This window comes from Clostridium mucosae (genome assembly GCF_024622765.1).
In the GTDB taxonomy this organism is placed as follows: Bacteria; Bacillota; Clostridia; order Clostridiales; family Clostridiaceae; genus Clostridium.
In genome coordinates, this window is the sequence record NZ_JANKAF010000002.1 from 58,956 (window position 1) to 78,894 (window position 19,939).

Consider the following 19,939-nt stretch of genomic DNA (forward strand, 5'->3'; position numbering starts at 1 on the left):
AGCCTCTTTTATACTATTGATTTTGTGTGCTTTTTAAAGTAATATTTTCAAATGAATTTGTTAATATAAATTTTCCATCTCCAACTTTTATAAATTTAACTACTATCTTATCACCAACAGAGCTTAATGCTACTTCTCTTGATGTTTCTGTTGAAACTGAAAATATATTATCACTTCCTTTAATTTTTATATCATAAATACTAGTTCCATCCTTAACAACTAATCCAATTCTTTCGATTTCACCTTCTAAGCTTTCCTCACTATTACTACCCTCAAGCGAAATATTAGTGTTAGTTAATCCCTCTAAATATTTATTAAGAGTTGATTGTAATGAATCTCCAACGCCTACTATATTATAATTTTTAACATTCACCATAGCATACTGTTTAACTAATCCATTTGAATCTTTTAAAGTCATAAAATAAGTTGGTTCATTTTGTATATTTATTAAATATGGTAAGGTGGCTGTATATCCATATTGTTGAACTTTACCTTGTGCAGATTTCATACTTGCAGTTTCTGTTGCTCCTGATGTTTTATATAAGCTTGTTTCACCTGTTCTTGTATTAGTTAAAGTAAAGCCTACTAATCCTTCATCATTTCCTACCGATGTTACTCCCGTAAAATAATAACATTCATCATTATTAAATATTAAGTTCATTCCATCTGTAGACTTTAACTTATCTTTATCGCTAAAGTTAAATACTCCATGAACAAGTTCTCCCCATTTATCTATATAATTTTTTATATATCTATCTGGTTGAATTCTATCTATCCATTTTGGTGCATCTTCTATTCCATAAACATTAGATTCTCCCGTCTCAGCATTTAATACAAGAACACCTATCGCTTTTGCCTCTGCTATCCCAATAGCATTATCATACCTAGTAACAACCCAATATGGATTTCCTTCATCATCTAATTCAAAAGTAAAATCAGTATGACCAGCCTTCATATCTCTAAGATAAGCTGCTCTGTGTAAATCACTAAAAAGATAAGCTGATTCTAAATATTTAATTTTAATATCTTTTCCATTTACCTCTGTTACTAATTGTACATCACTTTCGTTTGTTGCACTTACCTTTATATAACCTGTAGTTCCTTCTCTATTAGTAAACCATTTAAATAATGAGGAATGTTCTAATGGGGCAACATAATAAAGTTGTCCATTCACACTTTGCAATGTTAAATCTCCAATAGTTACTTGGCTACCTAAGCTAGGTATTTCCCCTAATTTCTTATCAGCTAATTTATATGCAACTTCTTTATCTATAGTTGGTAACTGTTTTAAATCTATGTGTTCAATTTCACTACTAAATTCAACACCTTTCACATCACCAATTAATCCTCTATGGGCCTTATAGCTCACTATAGGACTAAATACTACTAATGATATAATATAAATTGCAGCAACTATTACTGCAGCTAGTCCATATTTCTTATTTAATGTAAAAAAAGCATAAGTTGCTGTTACTACAACAAATACTCCTGCAATATAAAATGAACTCAATGTAAAATCTAGTATTAAACTACTATTAAAAGCTAAAAATATTCCAACTATAATATAAGCTGTTAATAGCCATCCTAAATATTTAAAAAATGATCCTTTTTTTGGTGTAATGTTTCTTATATTCTCCATTTTCCATCCTCCAGTATTTATTCTACCGTATTATATAGTATATATTACATTGTAATATAATAGTTGTAAATATATTTCTGAAGAAAATTTCTATCTTATTTAAAACTATTTTAAAACTATAAAATTATTTCATATATTATTTTTCATGTTTTATTTGCAAAGATATTAATTATTTAATACTAAAACATTATTTATTATTGTATAGTTAGTTCAATAATCCATATAATTTTTTTAAAAACTTATTATTTTTTCACAGGAATTATTCTATATAATTTAAAATATAATATAATAACAAAACAAGTTTTAGAGGTGTGCTATGAATAGAGCTGAATTAAAATCTAAAGCAAAGGAACAATTAAAAGGCCGCTGGGGATTAGCAATAATCACTGCACTTGTTGCAAGTTTAATTGTTGACACTACTAGCATGACAAAAGGTCTGGACTATGTAATTGAAGTTTCAGACAATTTAACTTTAACATTAAACTTAATTTCGTTTATTTTTGGTGGCGTTATTTCTGTCGGATTGAGTAAATTTCTTTTAAACCTTACAACTAATAAAGAAAATCCTAAATTTGCAGATTTATTTTCACAATTTAGAATATTTTTCAAGGCACTTGGACTATATATTTTAATGGGATTTGCCATATTTCTAGCTACATTATTTCTTATTATTCCTGGTATTATAGTAGCTATAATGTATTCACAAGCCTTTTTTATTTTAGCTGAAGATCCTGATAAGGGAATTGTAGAATGTTTAAGAGAAAGTTCAAAGCTTATGTACGGTTATAAATGGAATTTCTTTGTATTAGAGCTTTCATTTATTGGCTGGTGGTTATTAGCAGTATTGACTTTAGGTATAGGTGCTTTATGGGTTAATCCTTATCAAAAAGTTACAGAAACAAACTTCTATTTAAAACTAAAATATAATATGCAAAAATAAAGTATAAAAATAGGAGTTAATTAATTAACTCCTATTTTTATACTTTATTTACTTATTATTTACCCCATTGATTATTTGTAGCTGTCTTTTTTGCTCCATGACATCCACATTCATCAGTATGTTTCTTTTCTTCTACTTTTTTGTTTTTACAACCACATCCATTAGCCATATTAAACACCTCCTATAACTTACATCCTTATTATTTGTTTTTAGGATTAATTTAATGTTATAAAAAATGTTGAATATATGGATTAATAATTGATATAAGGTAACCTTTATTTAGATTACCTTATAATAACATATTTATAATTAGTAATTTGAATTAGATTTAGTTCCTTCACAAATTGCTATTGAAGCTGAAGCTCCTATTCTTGTAGCTCCATTTTCTATCATAGCCATTGCATCTTCTAAACTTCTAACACCACCTGAAGCCTTAACTCCAAGTTCTGGTCCTACTGTTTCTCTCATAAGCTTTATGTCACTTGCTGTAGCTCCTCCAGTACTAAATCCTGTAGATGTCTTAACAAAATCAGCTCCTGCTTCCTTTGATAATTTGCAAGCTGTTACTTTTTCTTCATCAGTTAAAAGACAAGTTTCTATAATAACTTTTGTTAAAGCTTTTCCCTTTGCAGCATTAACTACAGCTTCTATATCTTTCTTAACATATTCTAAGTTTCCTTCTTTAAGCTTTCCTATATTTATAACCATATCAACTTCTGTTGCACCTTTTTTAATAACGTCTTCTGTCTCAAAAGCTTTTACTTCTGTTGTAGTAGCTCCTAAAGGAAATCCAATAACTGTGCAAACCTTCACATCACTACCCTTTAACATATTTGCAGCCTTTTCTACCATTGCTGGATTAATACAAACTGATGCAAAATTATACTCTAATGCTTCAGTGCAAAGTTTTTCAACTTCCATTTCTGTAGCATCTGCCTTTAAGATAGTGTGATCTATCATTCTTGCTAAATCTTTTTTATTCATAAGATCTCCTCCTGTATGTTAAATTATTTTTTCTCTCAAAAATTCATTATAAATGAAAATCCCTAGTAATTAAAGAGAGTTTTTTAACAAATCTTATTTTTTATAAAATTTAATTAAAATAAACGTAGTTGTTCCACCTTATTCTCTTTAAATGATGAAACCGTAACTCCTATTAATCTAACTCCTTCATTTATTTCTTCATTATCTAGTATTTCCTGACAAGTCTTAAATATATCCGCAAAATTATTAGTATAATAATTTAATGTTTTGCTTCTTGTATGATTTTGAAAGTCACTTGTTTTATATTTTACTGTGATAGTTTTTCCTTCTAAATTACCTCTTATAAGATATCTACTTATTTCATTAGAAAAATCTTTTAAATAAAGAATTAATTCTTCTTTATCATGAGTATCACTCTTTAATGTTCTTTCTTTTCCATAAGATTTCCTATCTCTTTCAACTTCCACTTCTCTATTATCAATTCCACGTATTCTATCATAGATTTCTAAACCATACTTGCCTAGATATTCTATATAAAAACTTTTTGGCATTTCATATAAATCTTTAATAGTAAATATTCCTATATTATTTAATTTTTCAACTGATTTTTTCCCAACTCCATGTATCTTAGATACTGGAAATGGTAATAAAATATCTGGAACCATTTCTTTTGTAATTATTTTTATTCCATTAGGCTTGTTCCAATCCGAAGCCAATTTTGCTAAAAATTTATTATATGATATACCTACGGAAATAGTTAATCCAATTTCTTTAAGAACTCTATTTTTTATATATATTGCTGCTTCCATCCCATTTTTAAAACTGCTATGAGTTATGTCTAAATAGGCCTCATCTATTGAAATAGGCTGTATAATTGAAGTAACATCTCTTAAAATATCAAAAACTTGATTTGAAACTTCTTTATATCTAAAAATCCTAGTTCTTAAATATACTCCATGTGGACATAATTTTTGTGCCATAAAAATTGGCATTGCAGAATGTATTCCATATTTTCTGGCTTCATATGAACATGTTGATACTACTCCTCTTTCACTAATGCCTCCAACTATAACTGGCTTTCCCCTTAAACTCTTATTATCTAGTTGTTCAACTGATGCAAAAAAAGCATCCATATCGACATGCAAAATTAACCTTTCCATAATTTCTCCTTTTAAGCTAAGGCTTCTGCAAACATTCCTTTATTTTTTGATTTTATAAAACAATATACTCCTTGAGCTAATAACTCATCTATATAATTTCTTTTTTCATAGATAGTTGTAAATGAAAGTATTGATATTGCAATAATAGTTCTAAATCCTTTATCCATATAATATTCGTATTCACTTTCTTCCTCACAAAGCATATCTACTACATCTTCGATTAAATCAATACTTTTTCTCATATCATTATTAGATAATACACCTAGCAAAGGTAAAAATTGCTGTGCCAGTTTTATGTCTCTCTTTTCTAATTGCAACATAAACTCTATTGTTTTATACATATGACCTGAAGATCCATTTAACATAATTGCATTTGTTAATCCTTGAATGCTATTCTTGGATTTAATGTTTAAATCCGTCATATGAGTATAAATAGTTTCAATGAACTCATCAATAGTATTAACATCAATATCATTTAACGCCCATAGAGCACAAACTAAATAATCATCTTCGCCTGTAATATTATAATATTTTTCTTTTAAAAGCAGATATACAGCTTTCATTTTATTTGCTATCTTATGCTTATCTTTATTATATCCATATTTAGCTATAACAAATGAAGTTAACACTAAATAATCACATTCATTAAATCCTTGAAATTTTAAAACATCCATTACTTCATATATATCATCAATTAAATTATTTTCATGTCCTTCTTCTAACGCAATTAATAAAGATAAAATATAAAGCATGTCACCTCTAAAAGGTGAAACCCTTGATGATGTTGCTTTTATATATTTTCTTATTTCCTTTACTCTCTCAAATGGAATTTCTTTTTCATAATGGGCAAAAACTAATGATGCAAAGTGATTAATTAAATCTCCATCATTTCTAAGATCTTCCTTTGCATTTCTATAGTTCTCAATTGTCAGATTTATTCTGTCTTTGAGAAGTTTCTCCATATCTAATACTCCCTCACTTTACTTTAAGCATATTAAATTCCCCAATACTATTATACTATAAAAACTGTGTCAGTTTCATAACAAAATTATAACAATTTATAAAACATACATTAAAGAAGCCAAGGTAAGAATTCATCTTATCTTGGCTCTTAGCATTTGTCATTTGTTTATTTTATAATTAACAACAACAGAATAGTAATGCAAGAGCTGTTAATCCAAACCAGCAGTCACATCCGCAACCACCAAATCCAAATCCTCCGCATCCAAATCCGCCACCACAGCCAAATCCTCCACAGCCTCCACAACAATTGTTGAAGCATTGATTTTGAATTACACTACCCTTTCTATCAAATATGATAGTTAGTTTTATAGTATTTTCACAATCCTTTAAAAACATTTGTGGAAATTTACAGAAGAATTTTGATAGCCATGGGCTAAAAGATCTTACTATAATTACAAATTCTTGAGGTTCAAAAGATTCTCTAAAACAACAATTTATATTAACCTTTTCTAATCCTAAATTAAAATCGTTGTTAGATAATCTACTATTACAGTCTGTACTACTTATATCATTAATACTAAAATCATTAATATTAAAATCGTTGAAATTAAAATCATTGATACTTGAATCCTCGCCTTCTAAACCTTCTAAATTAAAATTATTACTAAAACCATTTAGTTCATTTCTAAAACTGTTAATAGAATTATTATTACAGCACGGATTTCTTCTTATTACTCTAATCGGAGTAGAAATTGCTAGTAAGTCATTACATGGAAGAGCTGGAGCTGATAAAATTCTACCACAATTAACAATGATTATATTTATCTTTACTCCATCACCACAGATGTTTCTTGGTAAATTTCTCCTAAGCTCTCTTCCTATGCATTCATCTGCACAAATTATTAGATTATACTCATTGCCTATACAGTCATTATTTTTTACTCTTGTTAAACATATTTTCATTTGTATTTTCCCCTTTTATCTTAAAGTTAGATAATACATAATATGTTTAACTTATACTATTGTTTACCCAATATAAATTTATTATTTTACTAATTTAGTTATATATTAAATAAACTTATTAATATAATTATATATAGCAATAATTTTGAAAGGAATAAATATGGCTGGTAAGAAATTTTCAATACTAAAATCATCAAATAACGACGTTATTGAGGAAACTACTATTACAGAAAAAAAGGATAACTATCCAATAATAGATACTGAAGTAATAGAATTTATCTCAAAAGAATTTCCTAATACATCTAAAGAAATAAGCAACTCTCTTACAAATTTAAAAAATACATTAGAAAAAACAATAGATTATATAGAAGATATATCTAGCTCAATAATAAAAAATGAACGTAACTTTAGCTTAAGTGGAAAATATAGAGACACATCCATAAGACTTCATGATATAAGTATTAGTATAGAAAAATATATACAGTGGATGAAGGGCTTAAATAACAAGGCAACGCTTGACTCTACACCTGATAATAAAGATGAAAATGAGGATTCTCTCCCCTTAGATGATGACATTAACGATAATTTTCTAGAAATTTGTAATGATTTTACTGATAAAAATCCTTTATATTTTAAACTAGATAGCTCTAAAGTAAAAGTAGATGACTGGAACGACCTTGTTATAAAAACTGCAGACATACTTATAAAAAATTATAAGAATTCAAAGGATCTATTATATTCAAACATAACTTTTCCAAATCTTAACACAAAAAAATCACCTCAAAATGATTTTAGAGACACAATAATTGAAATGCTATTAGAATATAAAATAGATTTATCTAGATATTTTATTTCAATAAACTAAATAATTTGTATAATAATTATCTTTTTGGCAACACTAATAATGGATGCATTAATTAGTGTCCTCTTAGTATTATGAAAAAAGATGAATGAATTTTTTTAATTCATTCATCTTTCTTTTTATAAGTAAGCTCTATTTTATGCATATCAATTACTTTTTATAAAATAATATCTAATCTTAGTTTAATATTATATAAAAACTTATAAACTTCTCACATAAAACCCTTTATTATAAATTTCTTTATCATATTTTATTTCAATATCATTACATAACCTTTCATCTCTTTTAGCTATAGTAAATTTCACTTCATTTATAATTACTTCGAAATCTTCGTCTGACATAAAATCTGCATACAAATCATAAGCTGGCTTTCCACATCCAACTGCTACTACCTTTACTCTTATATGATTATAGCTGCTTTTTTCTATTTCACTTAATAATGCTTCCTTTGTACTTTCATTAAATATTATATTCATGTTTATCCTCCTTCATATTGTTCGTTAAAATAATACTATTATTTTTATTATATATATGTTTCAATTAATAATCTACATAAGAAACTTTACTATCTAAGCTCTTTTGATATCACCATACAACTTCTTTTCGTATACTATAATAAAAAATAATTTAAAGGAGCTATTATGAAAAATGACTTTAGAGACTTACATGAAAATTGCTCATTAGGATTACCTTATCCTAAAATAGAGATTTCTGAGAAAAATTCCAATTATGCTAACTTAATAAAAAGAAGCTATGCTGGAAATATCTCTGAATTAACTGCAGTAACTCAATATACTTATCAAGGACTAATTGCTAATAATATAATAGGAAATATATTAAAAAAGATAGCAGAAGTTGAAATGCATCATTTAGAAATTTTAGGAGAACTCATTGTGGCTCTAGGTGAAAATCCAGACTTTTCTATAAATAAAAAAGATAAAAAATTAAACTGGAATTCTAAATTTATATGTACTTCTGATTCAATAAAAGATATGCTTTTAGAGGATATAAAAAATGAAGAAGAAACTATAAAGCTATATAGAAAAACTGCTAACTCAATTAATGATGAAAACATAATTGCAATCCTTAATAGAATAATACTAGATGAAGAGCTCCATATAAAAATTTTAACTAATTTATATGAAATAGAAATGAGTAAATAATTAATTTAATTTTTTATTTAATTAATAATAGAATTATGTTATAATGACCTTGTTATTATAATTATTTGATTATGACAATATTTCTTAATATAAAGGAGTTTTAATTATGGGTTTCAAAGATAAAATGAGTAAATACTTTACAGATGCATATATGGAAAAATACGGTGATAGAATGACTAGTACTGCTGGTACCGTTTTATCTGTAAAAATTGAAGAAAAAAACATACTAGGTATAATAAGAAAGTTAACAGCTCATATTTTAATAAAACCAGATATGGGCAAAGGTGTAGTTAAAACTCAATATAAGGCTAGAAAATGGTTTAAAAAGCCAACTTTTATTGATGTTAAACAAGGTCATAAAGTAATCGTTATGGGAATTGAAGGTGAAAAAGGTAAGGCTGATTCAGAAGTTATTACTATTTCAAATATAGCTAATTTGACTACTAAAAAAGACTTACATCCATTTGATCACAATCAAATTAAAAAAGCAAGACAACAAGCAACAAGAATGAGAGCAAGATAATAAAAACAGCCTAAAAATTTTAGGCTGTTTTTATTTTTTTATTTTTCTTCTATTAGTCTTAAAAATTCCCTAGTTCTATCTTTTTTAGGTTTTGTAAATATGTCTTCTGGAGCTCCCTCTTCTACTACAACCCCATTTTCCATAAATACTATTCTATCTCCAACATCCTTTGCAAATCTCATTTCATGAGTTACTATTATCATAGTCATATTTTCTTTTGCCAAATCTTTAATTACTCCTAAAACCTCTGAAACTAGTTCTGGATCTAAAGCGGAAGTTGGTTCATCAAATAATATTACCTCTGGATTTATAGCTATTGCTCTTGCTATACTTACTCTTTGTTTTTGTCCTCCAGATAAAGTTTTTGGATAAACATCTTTTTTTTCTAATAATCCAACTTTTTTTAATGCTTTAGCTGCTATATTATTTGCCTCTTCTTTATCCATTCTTTTAACTACAATTAATGCTTCTGTTACATTTTCAATAACAGTTTTATTATTAAATAAATTATAATTTTGAAAAACCATCGCTGATTTAGATCTTAAATTATGAATATCCCTTTTAGAAACTTTATCAGTTTCTACCTTTAAATCTGCAATTTGAATTTCTCCTGAAGTAGGTATTTCTAAATAGTTTAAACATCTTAAAAAGGTTGATTTTCCAGCCCCTGATGGTCCAATTATTACTACTACTTCACCTTTTTTGAGTTCTAAATTTATTCCTTTTAGAATTTCATCATTTCCAAATTTCTTTTTTAAATTCCTTATCTTAATCATCTTTGTCACCTCTTAGTAAACAGATAGCTTCTTTTCTATCGATTTTTGTATAACATTATAAACACTAATTGTTACCCAATAAACTATTGCAACAGCTATATAACTTTCAAAAAATCTATAGCTTGCTGCTGCACTCATTTGTGCCCTAGCTAGAGCTTCTGTTACTCCTAATGTAAATGCTAAAGAAGATCCTTTGATATTATCTACAAATACATTTCCAAGGGAAGGTACTGCAACTCTAAACATTTGCGGCATAACTATACGCTTCATTCCTTGCATCTTAGTCATCCCTACTGATAAAGCCGCTTCCATTTGTCCATTATCTATAGCATCAAATGCACCTCTTAAAGATTCTGCAATATAAGCTGATGCATTTAAAGCCAATCCTATTACAGCTGCTGTATAAGCCGTAATACCTTTTAATGATGGTATTATTTGAGGCAATCCAAAGTAAAGTAAAAATAATTGAACTAGAAGTGGAGTTCCTCTTAAAAATGATATATAAACTTCTACTAATTGCTTTAATATCTTTATATTATTAATTCTAATTAGAGCTACTATAACTCCAATTACTAAAGCAATTATCATAGATATTATTGACAAACTTAACGTAGTTTTTAAACCACTTAATATACTTATTAATAATGATTTAATATAGTTAACATTTGAACCAGTTACATCTGTTTTTAGCCATTTATTAGATATTTCAGTAAAGGTTCCATCTTCTTTCATATCATTTAAAGCTTTATTTACTTCTGCTACTAGTGTTTCATTTTCTGAATTCTTTATAAATGGGAATGCATTTTCAACAGGTTCTATTGGCTCACCTGCTAACTCTAAATCTAAATTCTTTTCATTTATTGTTACTATTGCAGAAATCTTATCTATAACTACTCCATCAATTCTACCAAGTAATAAATCTGTAAAGGCAGCATCTGTATTTTGATATGTTACAACAGAAACTTCATTGTTTACATCTTTATCTCTTATTATTTGCTCGTAGTTACTACCAAGATCAACTCCTACTTTTTTTCCTTTTAAATCTTCAAAACTATTAATTGATTTTGGATTTCCTTCTTGTACAATTATTTGCGCTCCACTATAAACATATGGATCACTAAATAAATATTTCTCTTGTCTCTCTTCTGTAACAGTAATTTGATTTGAAATAGTATTAGCCTTATTAGTATCTAATAGTCCAAACAGACCACTAAAAGATGCCGTTGTAAAATCTATATTATACCCTAATCTGTTACCTATTTCTCTCCATACATCAACATCAAATCCTTCTATCTTATCACCATTTAAAAATGTAAAAGGATAATAAGTTCCAGACATTGCAACAACTAATTTTTTCTCACTATTTAATGTTTCTTTATTATTAGTGCATCCTACCATAACTAATATTGATAGTAATACACTTATAACTAAAGATACTTTTCTCTTCACCCTTATCTTCACTTCCTTATCTTCTGTTCAAAAAGCTATATTAGTTAAATACTACAAGTTCTGTCTCTTCAATAGCTTTATTTACTAATTCGTCAATATTTAAAACTTCTTCTGATTTTCTTATTAAATCTACTCTTGGTTTTGTTTTAGGATGCTTTGGAACAAATATAGTACAACAATCTTCATATGGTAATATTGATGTTTCATATGTTCCAATTTCTCTTGCTATATCCATTATATCTGTTTTATCCATAGCTATTAATGGTCTAAATACTGGTCTATCAGCGCAATCATTACTTACCATTAATCCTTCCATAGTTTGGCTTGCTACTTGCCCAATACTTTCCCCTGATGATACTGATTGAATACCGTATTTCTCTGATAAACTACATGCAACTCTCATCATAAATCTTCTCATTATTATTGTTAATTCATCTTCTCTACAACCATTTATTATTGCCATTTGTATTTCTGTAAATGGTACTATATGCAGGTTTACTCTTTCTGTATATGTAGCTAATATTTTAGCTAAATCTTTTACCTTATCTTTAGCTCTTTCTGATGTATATGGATGGCTATGATAATATACACAATGTAATTCTACACCTCTTTTAGCCATTAAATATCCAGCAACTGGAGAATCTATACCACCTGATAACATAAGCATAGTACTACCATTAATACCATATGGTAAGCCACCTACACCTTTTATTTTATCTTTAGTTGTATATATATATGCATTTTCTCTGATTTCTACATTTACTAGACACTCTGGATTTTTAACTTTAACTTCTAATCCATTCATATGATAAACTACATAAGCCCCAACTTCTTTAGATGTTTCTAATGAATTTTTTGGGAATGCCTTATTTGCTCTATTAGTTTCAATTTTAAAGTTTTTAGGATTAGCTTCCTTAACCTTTCTTAATGCCTCTTCTTTAATAGCTTCCATATCTCTTGGAACTTCTGTTACTATACAAACCTCAGCAACACCAAAAACTTTTCTTACTCTTTCAGTAGCTTCTTCTATATTATCCGCCTTAATAAAATATCTACCTTGATCAGATATTAATGTATATTCAATTCCTTTTAACTTTTTCTTTATATTATCCCTTAATTTTTTTTCAAATTTATTTCTATTTAAGCCCTTTAAAAAAATCTCTGATGCATATTTTACTAATATTAATTTATTCATTTTCTTACTCTCCTTAAAAATGTTAATGAACTTTTTAAAACTTCTATAACTTTGTCTACTTCATCTTTAGTATTAAACCTTGAAAATGAAAATCTTATGGCACTTTCTATTTCTTTATTATTTAATCCTAAAGCCTTTATTACATAGCTTCCAGATGCTGCGCTAGTTTTTGATGTACAAGCAGATCCAGTTGCTACAAAAATATCTTTATCTTCCATTAAATGAAGTAACACTTCAGCTCTTACTCCAATAAAAGAAACATTTAATATATATGGTGTAAAACCTTCACTTAAAGGACTATTTATTCGTATATTATCTATTTCTTCTAGCCTTTTTATCATATATTCCTTTAATTCACTTACATATTTAAAGTTTTCTTTTGTATTACTAAAAGTAATTTCTGCTGCCTTATGTAAACCAACTATAGCTGGTACATTTTGAGTGCCTCCTCTAAAGCCACCTTCTTGACTTCCACCATTTATTAATGAATTTAATACTATTCCTTTTTTAATGTAACAAAATCCAATTCCCTTTGGACCATGGATTTTATGAGCAGCCACTGATAGCATGTCTATATTCATTTTCTTTACATCTATGTCTAACTTTCCATAAGATTGAACTGCATCAACGTGAAACCTTGCCCTAGAACTTCTTTCTTTAATAATCTCTCCTATGCTCTTTATATCTTGTATTGCTCCCATTTCATTATTAACATGCATTATAGAAACTAATACTGTGTCCTTGCATATGGCATTCTTTAAATCTTCTAGAGATATCTTTCCATCTTTATCTACATCTAAATATGTAACTTTAACTCCATTCTTTTCAAGTTCTTTATATGTCATTAAAACTGAATGATGCTCAAAAATAGTTGTAATAACATGATGCCCAGGCTTTACTAACCCTTTTATTATTAGATTATTTGCTTCACTTCCACCTGATGTAAAATAAATTTCATCTTTTGATGCGTTTATACTCTTCCCTAAAAATTCTCTTGCTTCAACAAGCTTCTTTTCAGATTTCATACCTATCTTATGGAGAGATGATGGGTTTCCGAAATATTCCTCCATTGCATTTACTACTTCATCTATAACCTCTTTATATGGTTTTGTTGTTGAACTGTTGTCAAAATAAATTTCCAAACTTTATCCCTCCTTATAATAATATTATTATCTTTTATTATTTCTTAAATTCACAATATGAAACTTAAGCATCCCCTTATTTTTTACGCAAAGAAATATAAACTTTATTATAAATACATTATAAACTAAAGTTTCCTATCTTTTCTTCATGTTTAAAATTACTATATCAAATTTCCCAAAATAAATAAAGGTTTAATTTTTATCACTAACTTATAAAAACAAGTAAAAAGACTATCTCGTAAAATATTACTATATCTTAGAGATAATCTTTTATTTTACTTATTATTACTTTTCATCTTTTTATACTCTATAATAAGTATTACTGTTGTTGTTAAAAGTACCATGGAAATTGATAAAAATATCTCTAACAAGACTTATGCTCCTAATAAACTACTATATAATACATTGTATATATAATATTTATAAATATTACATATTGAACTCATAAATTTAAATCATTAAAAAAAGGCTTTGTAATTGTATAAAATAAACACATTACAACAGCCCTTTGCAAGATATCAAAACTTCAATAAAGAAGCTTTAAACTTAATTAAAATTATTCCATAGCTACAAACTCTACCTTTTCAACATCATTTAATTTTGACAAATCTTCAAGTAAAGTTTTTAAGTCCCCACTAAGTGATGATATATCAATTGTTAAACTCAAGTTTGCACTTTTATTCATAGGTATTCCTTGATTTATTGTTATTATATTTCCTCCTTCTTCAGAAATATAATTTAAAATACCAGAAAGTACACCTTTATTATCTTTTATCATCATGTTGATTGTTACCTTTTGTCCCTGCTCAGTTTCGGCAAGTTCAAAAACAGCCTCTTTATATTTATAATAAACACTTCTACTAATATTAATCGTTTTAGCTGCCTCAGTAACATCTTTAACTTTTCCTTCTTTTAACAATCTCTTTGCATCCACTACCTTTTCATAAACCTCTGGCAAAACTCTTTTATCTACTACTAGAAAATTCCCCTTCATTAGTATCACCTTCAAATATAGTAGCCCCATTATTATCTATATAAAGCTCCTTAATATCCCAATTAATATTCTCATTTTTCAAGAAATCTTTTATATCTGAAAACATCTTAGTATCATTACTTTTTATTATAGACATAATTGTTGGCCCTGCACCACTTAAAAAGCATCCCAATGCACCTAGTGATATACATTTATTATAAACTAAATTATAATCTTTTATCAATGGAATTCTATATTTTTCATGAATTGCATCTTTGCAACAATATTTTAATAATTCATATTTTCCACTTACAAAACTAGAAATCATTAATGATACTCTGCTAATATTATATATAGCATCACTAATTTTAACTTCTACAGGTAAAACCTTCCTAGCCATTGCAGTTGATAATTCAAATTTCGGAATTAATGCTATAAAACTAATTCCTTCTTTTATATCTATTTTATTGTAAATAACATCTTTTTCTTCCATAACAGATACAACCATACCACCAAAAAATGCTGGAGCTATGTTATCAGGATGTCCCTCAATATCAACTCCTATTTTAAAAAGTTCTTCTATACTTAATTTATTTTTCATAATATAATTAGCGCCTAATAATCCTGCAACAATACAGCTAGAGCTTGACCCTAGTCCCCTTGAAATAGGTATATCCTCTTTAATTAATTTTATATTTAATCCTTTAGGTTTAAAATCATATTTCTCGAAACATGTATTCATAGCCTTATATACTATATTTTCTTCATTGCAAAACTCATTTTTGAATCCATCAAAATTAATTCCTTCTTCACATTCAGAAAACTCATACTCATTATATAAGTTAAAAGCTATTCCCAAAGAATCAAATCCTGGTCCTATATTTGCAGATGTTGCTGGTACTCTAACCCTTATCATATATTTTCTCCTACAAATTCCTCAAGAACTTGTCTCATATTTTCAGTGCTACAAATATTATTATGAAGAACCTCTTTCTTATCCAAATCTCTTAAATTAGTAGGAAGATTTATTCCACAATATTCATTTAGCCTTTTTATTACTTCAAAATCGTTATCCTTATTAGTATCTATTTCTAAAGCATTTGTTATGCTTCTTGGAAATTTATATGGACTTGCTGTTGAAGCAATCAAATATGGTGTTGTATCTCCCGTAGATTTAATATACTTATTTAAAACTACATAAGCTACAGCTGTATGAGTATCAATTAAATAGCCCTCTTTTTCATATAAATTCTTTATTGCTTTATATACTTCTTTTATACTCGCATGATTTCCATAAAAGTCTTTTAAAAACTCCTTACTTTCCTTACCAATACTATATACACCCTTATTCTTTAATTCTTCCATTAACGTTTTTATTTCATTCGCGTCTCGTCCACTAGCTTCGAATAAGAGTCTTTCTAAGTTTGATGAAACTAATATATCCATAGATGGAGATTCTGTTAATATAAGCTCTCTTCTTCTATCATATATTCCTTCATTAAAGAAATCAGATAAGATTTTATTTTCATTAGATGCACATATGAACTTTGCAATAGGAAGCCCCATTTCCTTTGCATAATATGCAGCTAATATATTCCCGAAATTTCCCGTTGGAACTGCAACATTTATCTTATCCCCTAATTTTATTTTTTGCTTATTTACTAATTGAAAGTATCCATAATAGTAATACACTATTTGTGGAATTAACCTTCCAATATTAATTGAGTTTGCAGAAGAAATCCTAATACCCTTGCTTAACATCTTTTCTTTAAATTCTTCATCCCCAAATATTTCCTTTACGCCTCTTTGAGCTTCATCAAAATTCCCTTTAATTCCAACAACTTTTACATTTCTACCTTTTTGAGTTAGCATTTGCATTTTTTGTACTGAACTTACCCCATCTTTCGGATAATACACAAGTACTTTAAAACCTTCTACATCACTAAATCCTTCTAATGCTGCTTTTCCCGTATCACCTGAAGTAGCTGCCAAAATAATAATTTCATCATTTATATTTTCTTTTTCTTTTGCTAATTTCATTATTTGAGGAAGAAACAACAACGCTGCATCCTTAAATGCAGATGTTGGTCCGTGATATAATTCTAAAAATCCATTTTCCTCTACTACTTTAAATCGATCTTCATATGATTTATTTACTGCAAATTTAATTTCTTCATAAGTAAAGTCTGTAAAAAATTCTTTAATGACTTCAAAAGAAATTTCTTCATATTTAAGATTTTTTTTATTTTTTATTTTTTCATATAAATTAGGAAATTCTTCTGGAACATATAATCCACCATCACTAGAAATTCCATTTATAATTGCCTTTGAAGAAGATATATTAACTTCTCCTCCTCTAGTACTAATAAACCTCATAAAATCACCCCAAGCTTCGGTTTACCATCCTTTACCAATATATTACCATGTTCTTTATTGGAATACAAGTGTTTCTAATTTGTAAACATATATTTTTTTGCAATAAAATATAGGAGTTATAAATTACCCCTATATTTTAATTCATATTTATATATGCTTTAATCAATATACTATATAATCAATACAGTATATTACTAAATAGCCAATTTAATTATTTTATCAAAATAACAAATTGAAATCATATATATTTACTATTTTTTTGATCTTATAAATAAATACACACTATTTATTAAGAAAATTATTCCTGAGTAGAATAAAACTATAGCCCATTGTCCAAGCTTTAATGGAACGGTATTAAATATACTTGCTAAAAATGGTACATATAGTATTGCACATACCATAAGCATTGAGACAGTTACAGCTCCAACTAAATACGGATTACTAAATACCTTAATTTCAAAAATAGAATGTCTTTCTGATCTACATTCAAAAACATGTAGCAATTGTGACATAACAAGTGTTATTAATGCAAGTGTTCTACATGTAGCTAAGTCCATTCCATACAATCTTCCTGTCATAAATGAAAGTAAAGTACAAATACCAATTAGACATCCTCTCACAACAATTTTTGACCATAAGCCTCTTGCAAAAATACCTTCATTCTTTTCTCTAGGCTGTTGCATCATTATATCTTTATCAGCAGGATCCACACCAAGAGCAATTGCTGGTAAACCATCTGTTGCTAAATTAACAAATAAAATTTGTATTGGAGTAAGTGGATTCGGTAAATAAAATATTGATGCTAAGAACATGGTTAATACTTCACCTAGATTACAAGATAATAAATATCTTATAAACTTTCTTATATTATCATATATTATTCTTCCTTCTTCCACAGCAGATACTATAGTTGCAAAATTATCATCCATTAATACCATTGAAGCAGCTTCTTTAGTTACATCAGTTCCAGATATCCCCATAGCAATACCTATATCTGCTTCCTTTATTGCTGGAGCATCATTAACACCATCTCCAGTCATTGCAACTATATTGTTTTGCTTTTTAAAGGCTTTTACTATTCTAAGCTTATGATGTGGAGATACCCTTGCAAATACTCTTACATTTTTAACTTTTTTCATAAGTTCTTCATCACTAGTCTTTTCTATTTCTTCACCAGTCATAGCTTGATCATCTGTGTTGCAAATATTTATTGACTTTGCTATTGCAAGTGCAGTATTTTTGTGATCTCCTGTTATCATTACAGGTTGTATACCTGCAAGTTTACATTTAAGAACTGCATCCCTAACTTCAACTCTTGGTGGATCAATGCTTCCTGCAACGCCTAAGAATATCAAATCTTTTTCTAAACCTTCATTTTTTACTAATCCAGTTTCTTTATATGCAGCAGCTATACATCTTAAAGCTCTATTTGACATAGCTTCTATATATGATGCAACTTGCTTTTTCTTTTGAGCTGTTAAAGGCTTAATAGTTCCATTTTCTAATATGTGGGTACACCTTTCAATAACTCTTTCTGGAGCTCCCTTCATATAACAAACTTCCTTTGTTCCTTCTCTAACTATAACGCTCATCATCTTTCTTGAAGAATCAAATGGAATATCATAAATTCTTTTTGCATTAGAAACAAAAGCTTTAAGCAAATTCACATCTTTAAAGAAAGCTTTTATTAATGCCGTTTCAGTTGGGTCCCCATGTAAAGCCTTTTCTATGTTTTTAACATTAAAATCATAATTACAATCATTACAGTAAACTAAGGCTTTCATCATAGTCGAATGGTTAGTTAACTCTTCTTTATCTAAATCATGAATTTTACCATTCATATATATCTCTTTTACTGTCATCTTATTTTGAGTTAATGTTCCAGTTTTATCTGAGCATATAACAGAAGTACAACCTAGTGTTTCTACTGCTGGCAATTTTCTTACCAAAGCATTTTTCTTTAACATTCTAGATACGCCTAATGCTAGTGCAACTGTTACAATAGCTGCTAGTCCTTCTGGAATTGCCGCAACAGCTAATGAAACTCCAAGTAAGAACATTTCTGTTATTTCATTACCTCTAAGTATTCCAAGTACTGTTACAACTGCACAAATAGTTAAGCATAGTACTACTAATATTTTACCTAGTGAATCTAATCTCTCTCTTAATGGAGATTTTTCTTCTTCAATATTATCTAAAAGATTTGCTATTTTCCCCATTTCTGTATTCATTCCAATACCATCAACAAGTAAAATTCCTCTTCCTTTTAATACTGTTGTTCCCATAAATCCTTGGTTTTTTCCTCTTTTTGAATCTTTAGATACTCCAACTGATTCTCCAGTTAAAAGAGATTCATCAATCATCATCCCCGATGCTTCAATAAATGTACCATCAGCTGGAATTCTATCTCCAGCTTCTAAGATTACTAAATCTCCTATAGTAACTTCTATTGAATTTAATACTTTCAATACCCCATCTCTAATAACTTTACAAGTTGGTGCTGCTAATTCCTTTAATGCTTCTAAGGACTTTTCTGTTCTATATTCTTGAACAAATCCCATTATTGCATTTACAACAACTATAATAAGTATCGTTATAGCATCTGCAGTATCTCCCATTAATCCAGATATTACAGTAGCAGCTATTAATACCCAAACAATAAAATCATTAAATTGAGATAAAAATATTACTACAGGTGATGTTTTTTTCTTGTGTGACAATTCATTTAACCCATAAGTGCTTTGTCTTTTCTCAGCTTCCTTTGTAGATAGACCCCTAGACATTTCTCGTTCTTGTATCACCGGTTGTCCTCCTTATAATAGTTTCTATAT

At 28.0% G+C, this 19,939-nt stretch carries 18 protein-coding genes; 4 read left to right on the top strand and 14 right to left on the bottom strand.

Going from position 1 to position 19,939, the window contains the following annotated elements; translation table 11 throughout:
• Positions 1-13: 13 nt before the first annotated feature.
• On the bottom strand, positions 14-1,639 hold the full coding sequence (locus tag NSA50_RS03570) for a cell shape-determining protein (RefSeq protein WP_257443039.1): 1,626 nt from the start codon (positions 1,637-1,639) through the stop codon (positions 14-16).
• Positions 1,640-1,955: 316 nt separating this feature from the next.
• Here NSA50_RS03570 and NSA50_RS03575 point away from each other — a divergent pair, with 316 nt between their 5' ends.
• Positions 1,956-2,579 carry a DUF975 family protein gene (locus NSA50_RS03575; RefSeq protein ID WP_195264291.1) on the top strand — a complete coding sequence of 208 codons (624 nt, stop codon included), beginning with the start codon at positions 1,956-1,958 and terminating at the stop codon, positions 2,577-2,579.
• Positions 2,580-2,888: 309 nt separating this feature from the next.
• Here the strand turns inward: NSA50_RS03575 and deoC are convergent, their stop codons facing one another.
• The 4 genes from deoC to NSA50_RS03595 form a co-directional block, all read right to left on the bottom strand.
• Complete coding sequence (deoC, locus tag NSA50_RS03580; protein ID WP_195264290.1) at positions 2,889-3,563, bottom strand: deoxyribose-phosphate aldolase; 675 nt, start codon at positions 3,561-3,563, stop codon at positions 2,889-2,891.
• A 113-nt stretch (positions 3,564-3,676) separates the two neighbouring features.
• Complete coding sequence (locus NSA50_RS03585; protein WP_257443040.1) at positions 3,677-4,723, bottom strand: DNA polymerase IV; 1,047 nt, start codon at positions 4,721-4,723, stop codon at positions 3,677-3,679.
• An 11-nt stretch (positions 4,724-4,734) separates the two neighbouring features.
• A complete protein-coding gene (locus NSA50_RS03590) occupies positions 4,735-5,685 on the bottom strand; it encodes a DUF4003 family protein (RefSeq protein ID WP_195264288.1) in 951 nt (316 codons plus the stop codon).
• Positions 5,686-5,863: 178 nt separating this feature from the next.
• Positions 5,864-6,649 carry a hypothetical protein gene (locus tag NSA50_RS03595; protein ID WP_257443043.1) on the bottom strand — a complete coding sequence of 262 codons (786 nt, stop codon included), beginning with the start codon at positions 6,647-6,649 and terminating at the stop codon, positions 5,864-5,866.
• Between the two features lie 145 nt (positions 6,650-6,794).
• On the opposite strand from NSA50_RS03595, the gene NSA50_RS03600 reads away from it, so the two are divergent.
• Positions 6,795-7,514 carry a hypothetical protein gene (locus NSA50_RS03600; protein WP_257443045.1) on the top strand — a complete coding sequence of 240 codons (720 nt, stop codon included), beginning with the start codon at positions 6,795-6,797 and terminating at the stop codon, positions 7,512-7,514.
• 197 nt (positions 7,515-7,711) lie between these two features.
• Here the strand turns inward: NSA50_RS03600 and NSA50_RS03605 are convergent, their stop codons facing one another.
• Positions 7,712-7,987 (bottom strand): hypothetical protein, encoded by a 276-nt coding sequence (locus NSA50_RS03605; RefSeq protein WP_195264285.1) that lies wholly within the window; start codon positions 7,985-7,987, stop codon positions 7,712-7,714.
• Between the two features lie 165 nt (positions 7,988-8,152).
• Here NSA50_RS03605 and NSA50_RS03610 point away from each other — a divergent pair, with 165 nt between their 5' ends.
• Both NSA50_RS03610 and NSA50_RS03615 read left to right on the top strand, forming a co-directional pair.
• On the top strand, positions 8,153-8,674 hold the full coding sequence (locus NSA50_RS03610; RefSeq protein WP_257443055.1) for a ferritin-like domain-containing protein: 522 nt from the start codon (positions 8,153-8,155) through the stop codon (positions 8,672-8,674).
• Positions 8,675-8,780: 106 nt separating this feature from the next.
• Positions 8,781-9,197, top strand: coding sequence for a hypothetical protein (locus NSA50_RS03615; protein ID WP_008678112.1), 417 nt, complete (start codon positions 8,781-8,783; stop codon positions 9,195-9,197).
• A gap of 38 nt (positions 9,198-9,235) precedes the next feature.
• On the opposite strand, the gene NSA50_RS03620 is transcribed toward NSA50_RS03615, so the two are convergent.
• From NSA50_RS03620 to NSA50_RS03655, 8 genes are all read right to left on the bottom strand, one after another.
• A complete protein-coding gene (locus NSA50_RS03620) occupies positions 9,236-9,973 on the bottom strand; it encodes an amino acid ABC transporter ATP-binding protein (RefSeq protein ID WP_257443058.1) in 738 nt (245 codons plus the stop codon).
• Positions 9,974-9,985: 12 nt separating this feature from the next.
• Complete coding sequence (locus NSA50_RS03625) at positions 9,986-11,434, bottom strand: ABC transporter permease subunit (protein WP_257443060.1); 1,449 nt, start codon at positions 11,432-11,434, stop codon at positions 9,986-9,988.
• A 28-nt stretch (positions 11,435-11,462) separates the two neighbouring features.
• On the bottom strand, positions 11,463-12,617 hold the full coding sequence (gene thiI / locus NSA50_RS03630; RefSeq protein ID WP_195264282.1) for a tRNA uracil 4-sulfurtransferase ThiI: 1,155 nt from the start codon (positions 12,615-12,617) through the stop codon (positions 11,463-11,465).
• Positions 12,614-13,759: a cysteine desulfurase family protein gene (locus NSA50_RS03635; protein WP_195264281.1), complete on the bottom strand. Its 1,146-nt coding sequence runs from the start codon at positions 13,757-13,759 to the stop codon at positions 12,614-12,616. The genes thiI and NSA50_RS03635 overlap by 4 nt, the downstream gene beginning before the upstream one ends.
• Before the next feature lie 556 nt (positions 13,760-14,315).
• Entirely contained in the window at positions 14,316-14,753 is a 438-nt protein-coding gene (locus NSA50_RS03640; RefSeq protein ID WP_195264280.1) for an ACT domain-containing protein, read from the bottom strand.
• The gene (gene thrB / locus NSA50_RS03645) at positions 14,725-15,648 is read right to left on the bottom strand and encodes a homoserine kinase (RefSeq protein WP_195264279.1); all 924 of its coding nucleotides are present in this window, start codon (positions 15,646-15,648) and stop codon (positions 14,725-14,727) included. Before thrB ends, NSA50_RS03640 begins: the two co-directional genes overlap by 29 nt.
• Positions 15,645-17,108 (bottom strand): threonine synthase, encoded by a 1,464-nt coding sequence (gene thrC / locus NSA50_RS03650; protein WP_257443064.1) that lies wholly within the window; start codon positions 17,106-17,108, stop codon positions 15,645-15,647. Before thrC ends, thrB begins: the two co-directional genes overlap by 4 nt.
• Before the next feature lie 251 nt (positions 17,109-17,359).
• Positions 17,360-19,909, bottom strand: coding sequence for a calcium-translocating P-type ATPase, SERCA-type (locus NSA50_RS03655; protein ID WP_195264277.1), 2,550 nt, complete (start codon positions 19,907-19,909; stop codon positions 17,360-17,362).
• Positions 19,910-19,939 lie beyond the last annotated feature (30 nt).

What these genes read in the sequence shown, in the direction of transcription:
- NSA50_RS03570 (WP_257443039.1), bottom strand. Translation starts at nt 1,639, where the DNA reads ATGGAGAATATAAGAAACATTACACCAAAAAAAGGATCATTTTTTAAA.
- NSA50_RS03575 (WP_195264291.1), top strand. Translation starts at nt 1,956, where the DNA reads ATGAATAGAGCTGAATTAAAATCTAAAGCAAAGGAACAATTAAAAGGC.
- deoC (WP_195264290.1), bottom strand. Translation starts at nt 3,563, where the DNA reads ATGAATAAAAAAGATTTAGCAAGAATGATAGATCACACTATCTTAAAG.
- NSA50_RS03585 (WP_257443040.1), bottom strand. Translation starts at nt 4,723, where the DNA reads ATGGAAAGGTTAATTTTGCATGTCGATATGGATGCTTTTTTTGCATCA.
- NSA50_RS03590 (WP_195264288.1), bottom strand. Translation starts at nt 5,685, where the DNA reads ATGGAGAAACTTCTCAAAGACAGAATAAATCTGACAATTGAGAACTAT.
- NSA50_RS03595 (WP_257443043.1), bottom strand. Translation starts at nt 6,649, where the DNA reads ATGAAAATATGTTTAACAAGAGTAAAAAATAATGACTGTATAGGCAAT.
- NSA50_RS03605 (WP_195264285.1), bottom strand. Translation starts at nt 7,987, where the DNA reads ATGAATATAATATTTAATGAAAGTACAAAGGAAGCATTATTAAGTGAA.
- NSA50_RS03610 (WP_257443055.1), top strand. Translation starts at nt 8,153, where the DNA reads ATGAAAAATGACTTTAGAGACTTACATGAAAATTGCTCATTAGGATTA.
- NSA50_RS03615 (WP_008678112.1), top strand. Translation starts at nt 8,781, where the DNA reads ATGGGTTTCAAAGATAAAATGAGTAAATACTTTACAGATGCATATATG.
- NSA50_RS03620 (WP_257443058.1), bottom strand. Translation starts at nt 9,973, where the DNA reads ATGATTAAGATAAGGAATTTAAAAAAGAAATTTGGAAATGATGAAATT.
- thiI (WP_195264282.1), bottom strand. Translation starts at nt 12,617, where the DNA reads ATGAATAAATTAATATTAGTAAAATATGCATCAGAGATTTTTTTAAAG.
- NSA50_RS03640 (WP_195264280.1), bottom strand. Translation starts at nt 14,753, where the DNA reads ATGAAGGGGAATTTTCTAGTAGTAGATAAAAGAGTTTTGCCAGAGGTT.
- thrB (WP_195264279.1), bottom strand. Translation starts at nt 15,648, where the DNA reads ATGATAAGGGTTAGAGTACCAGCAACATCTGCAAATATAGGACCAGGA.
- thrC (WP_257443064.1), bottom strand. Translation starts at nt 17,108, where the DNA reads ATGAGGTTTATTAGTACTAGAGGAGGAGAAGTTAATATATCTTCTTCA.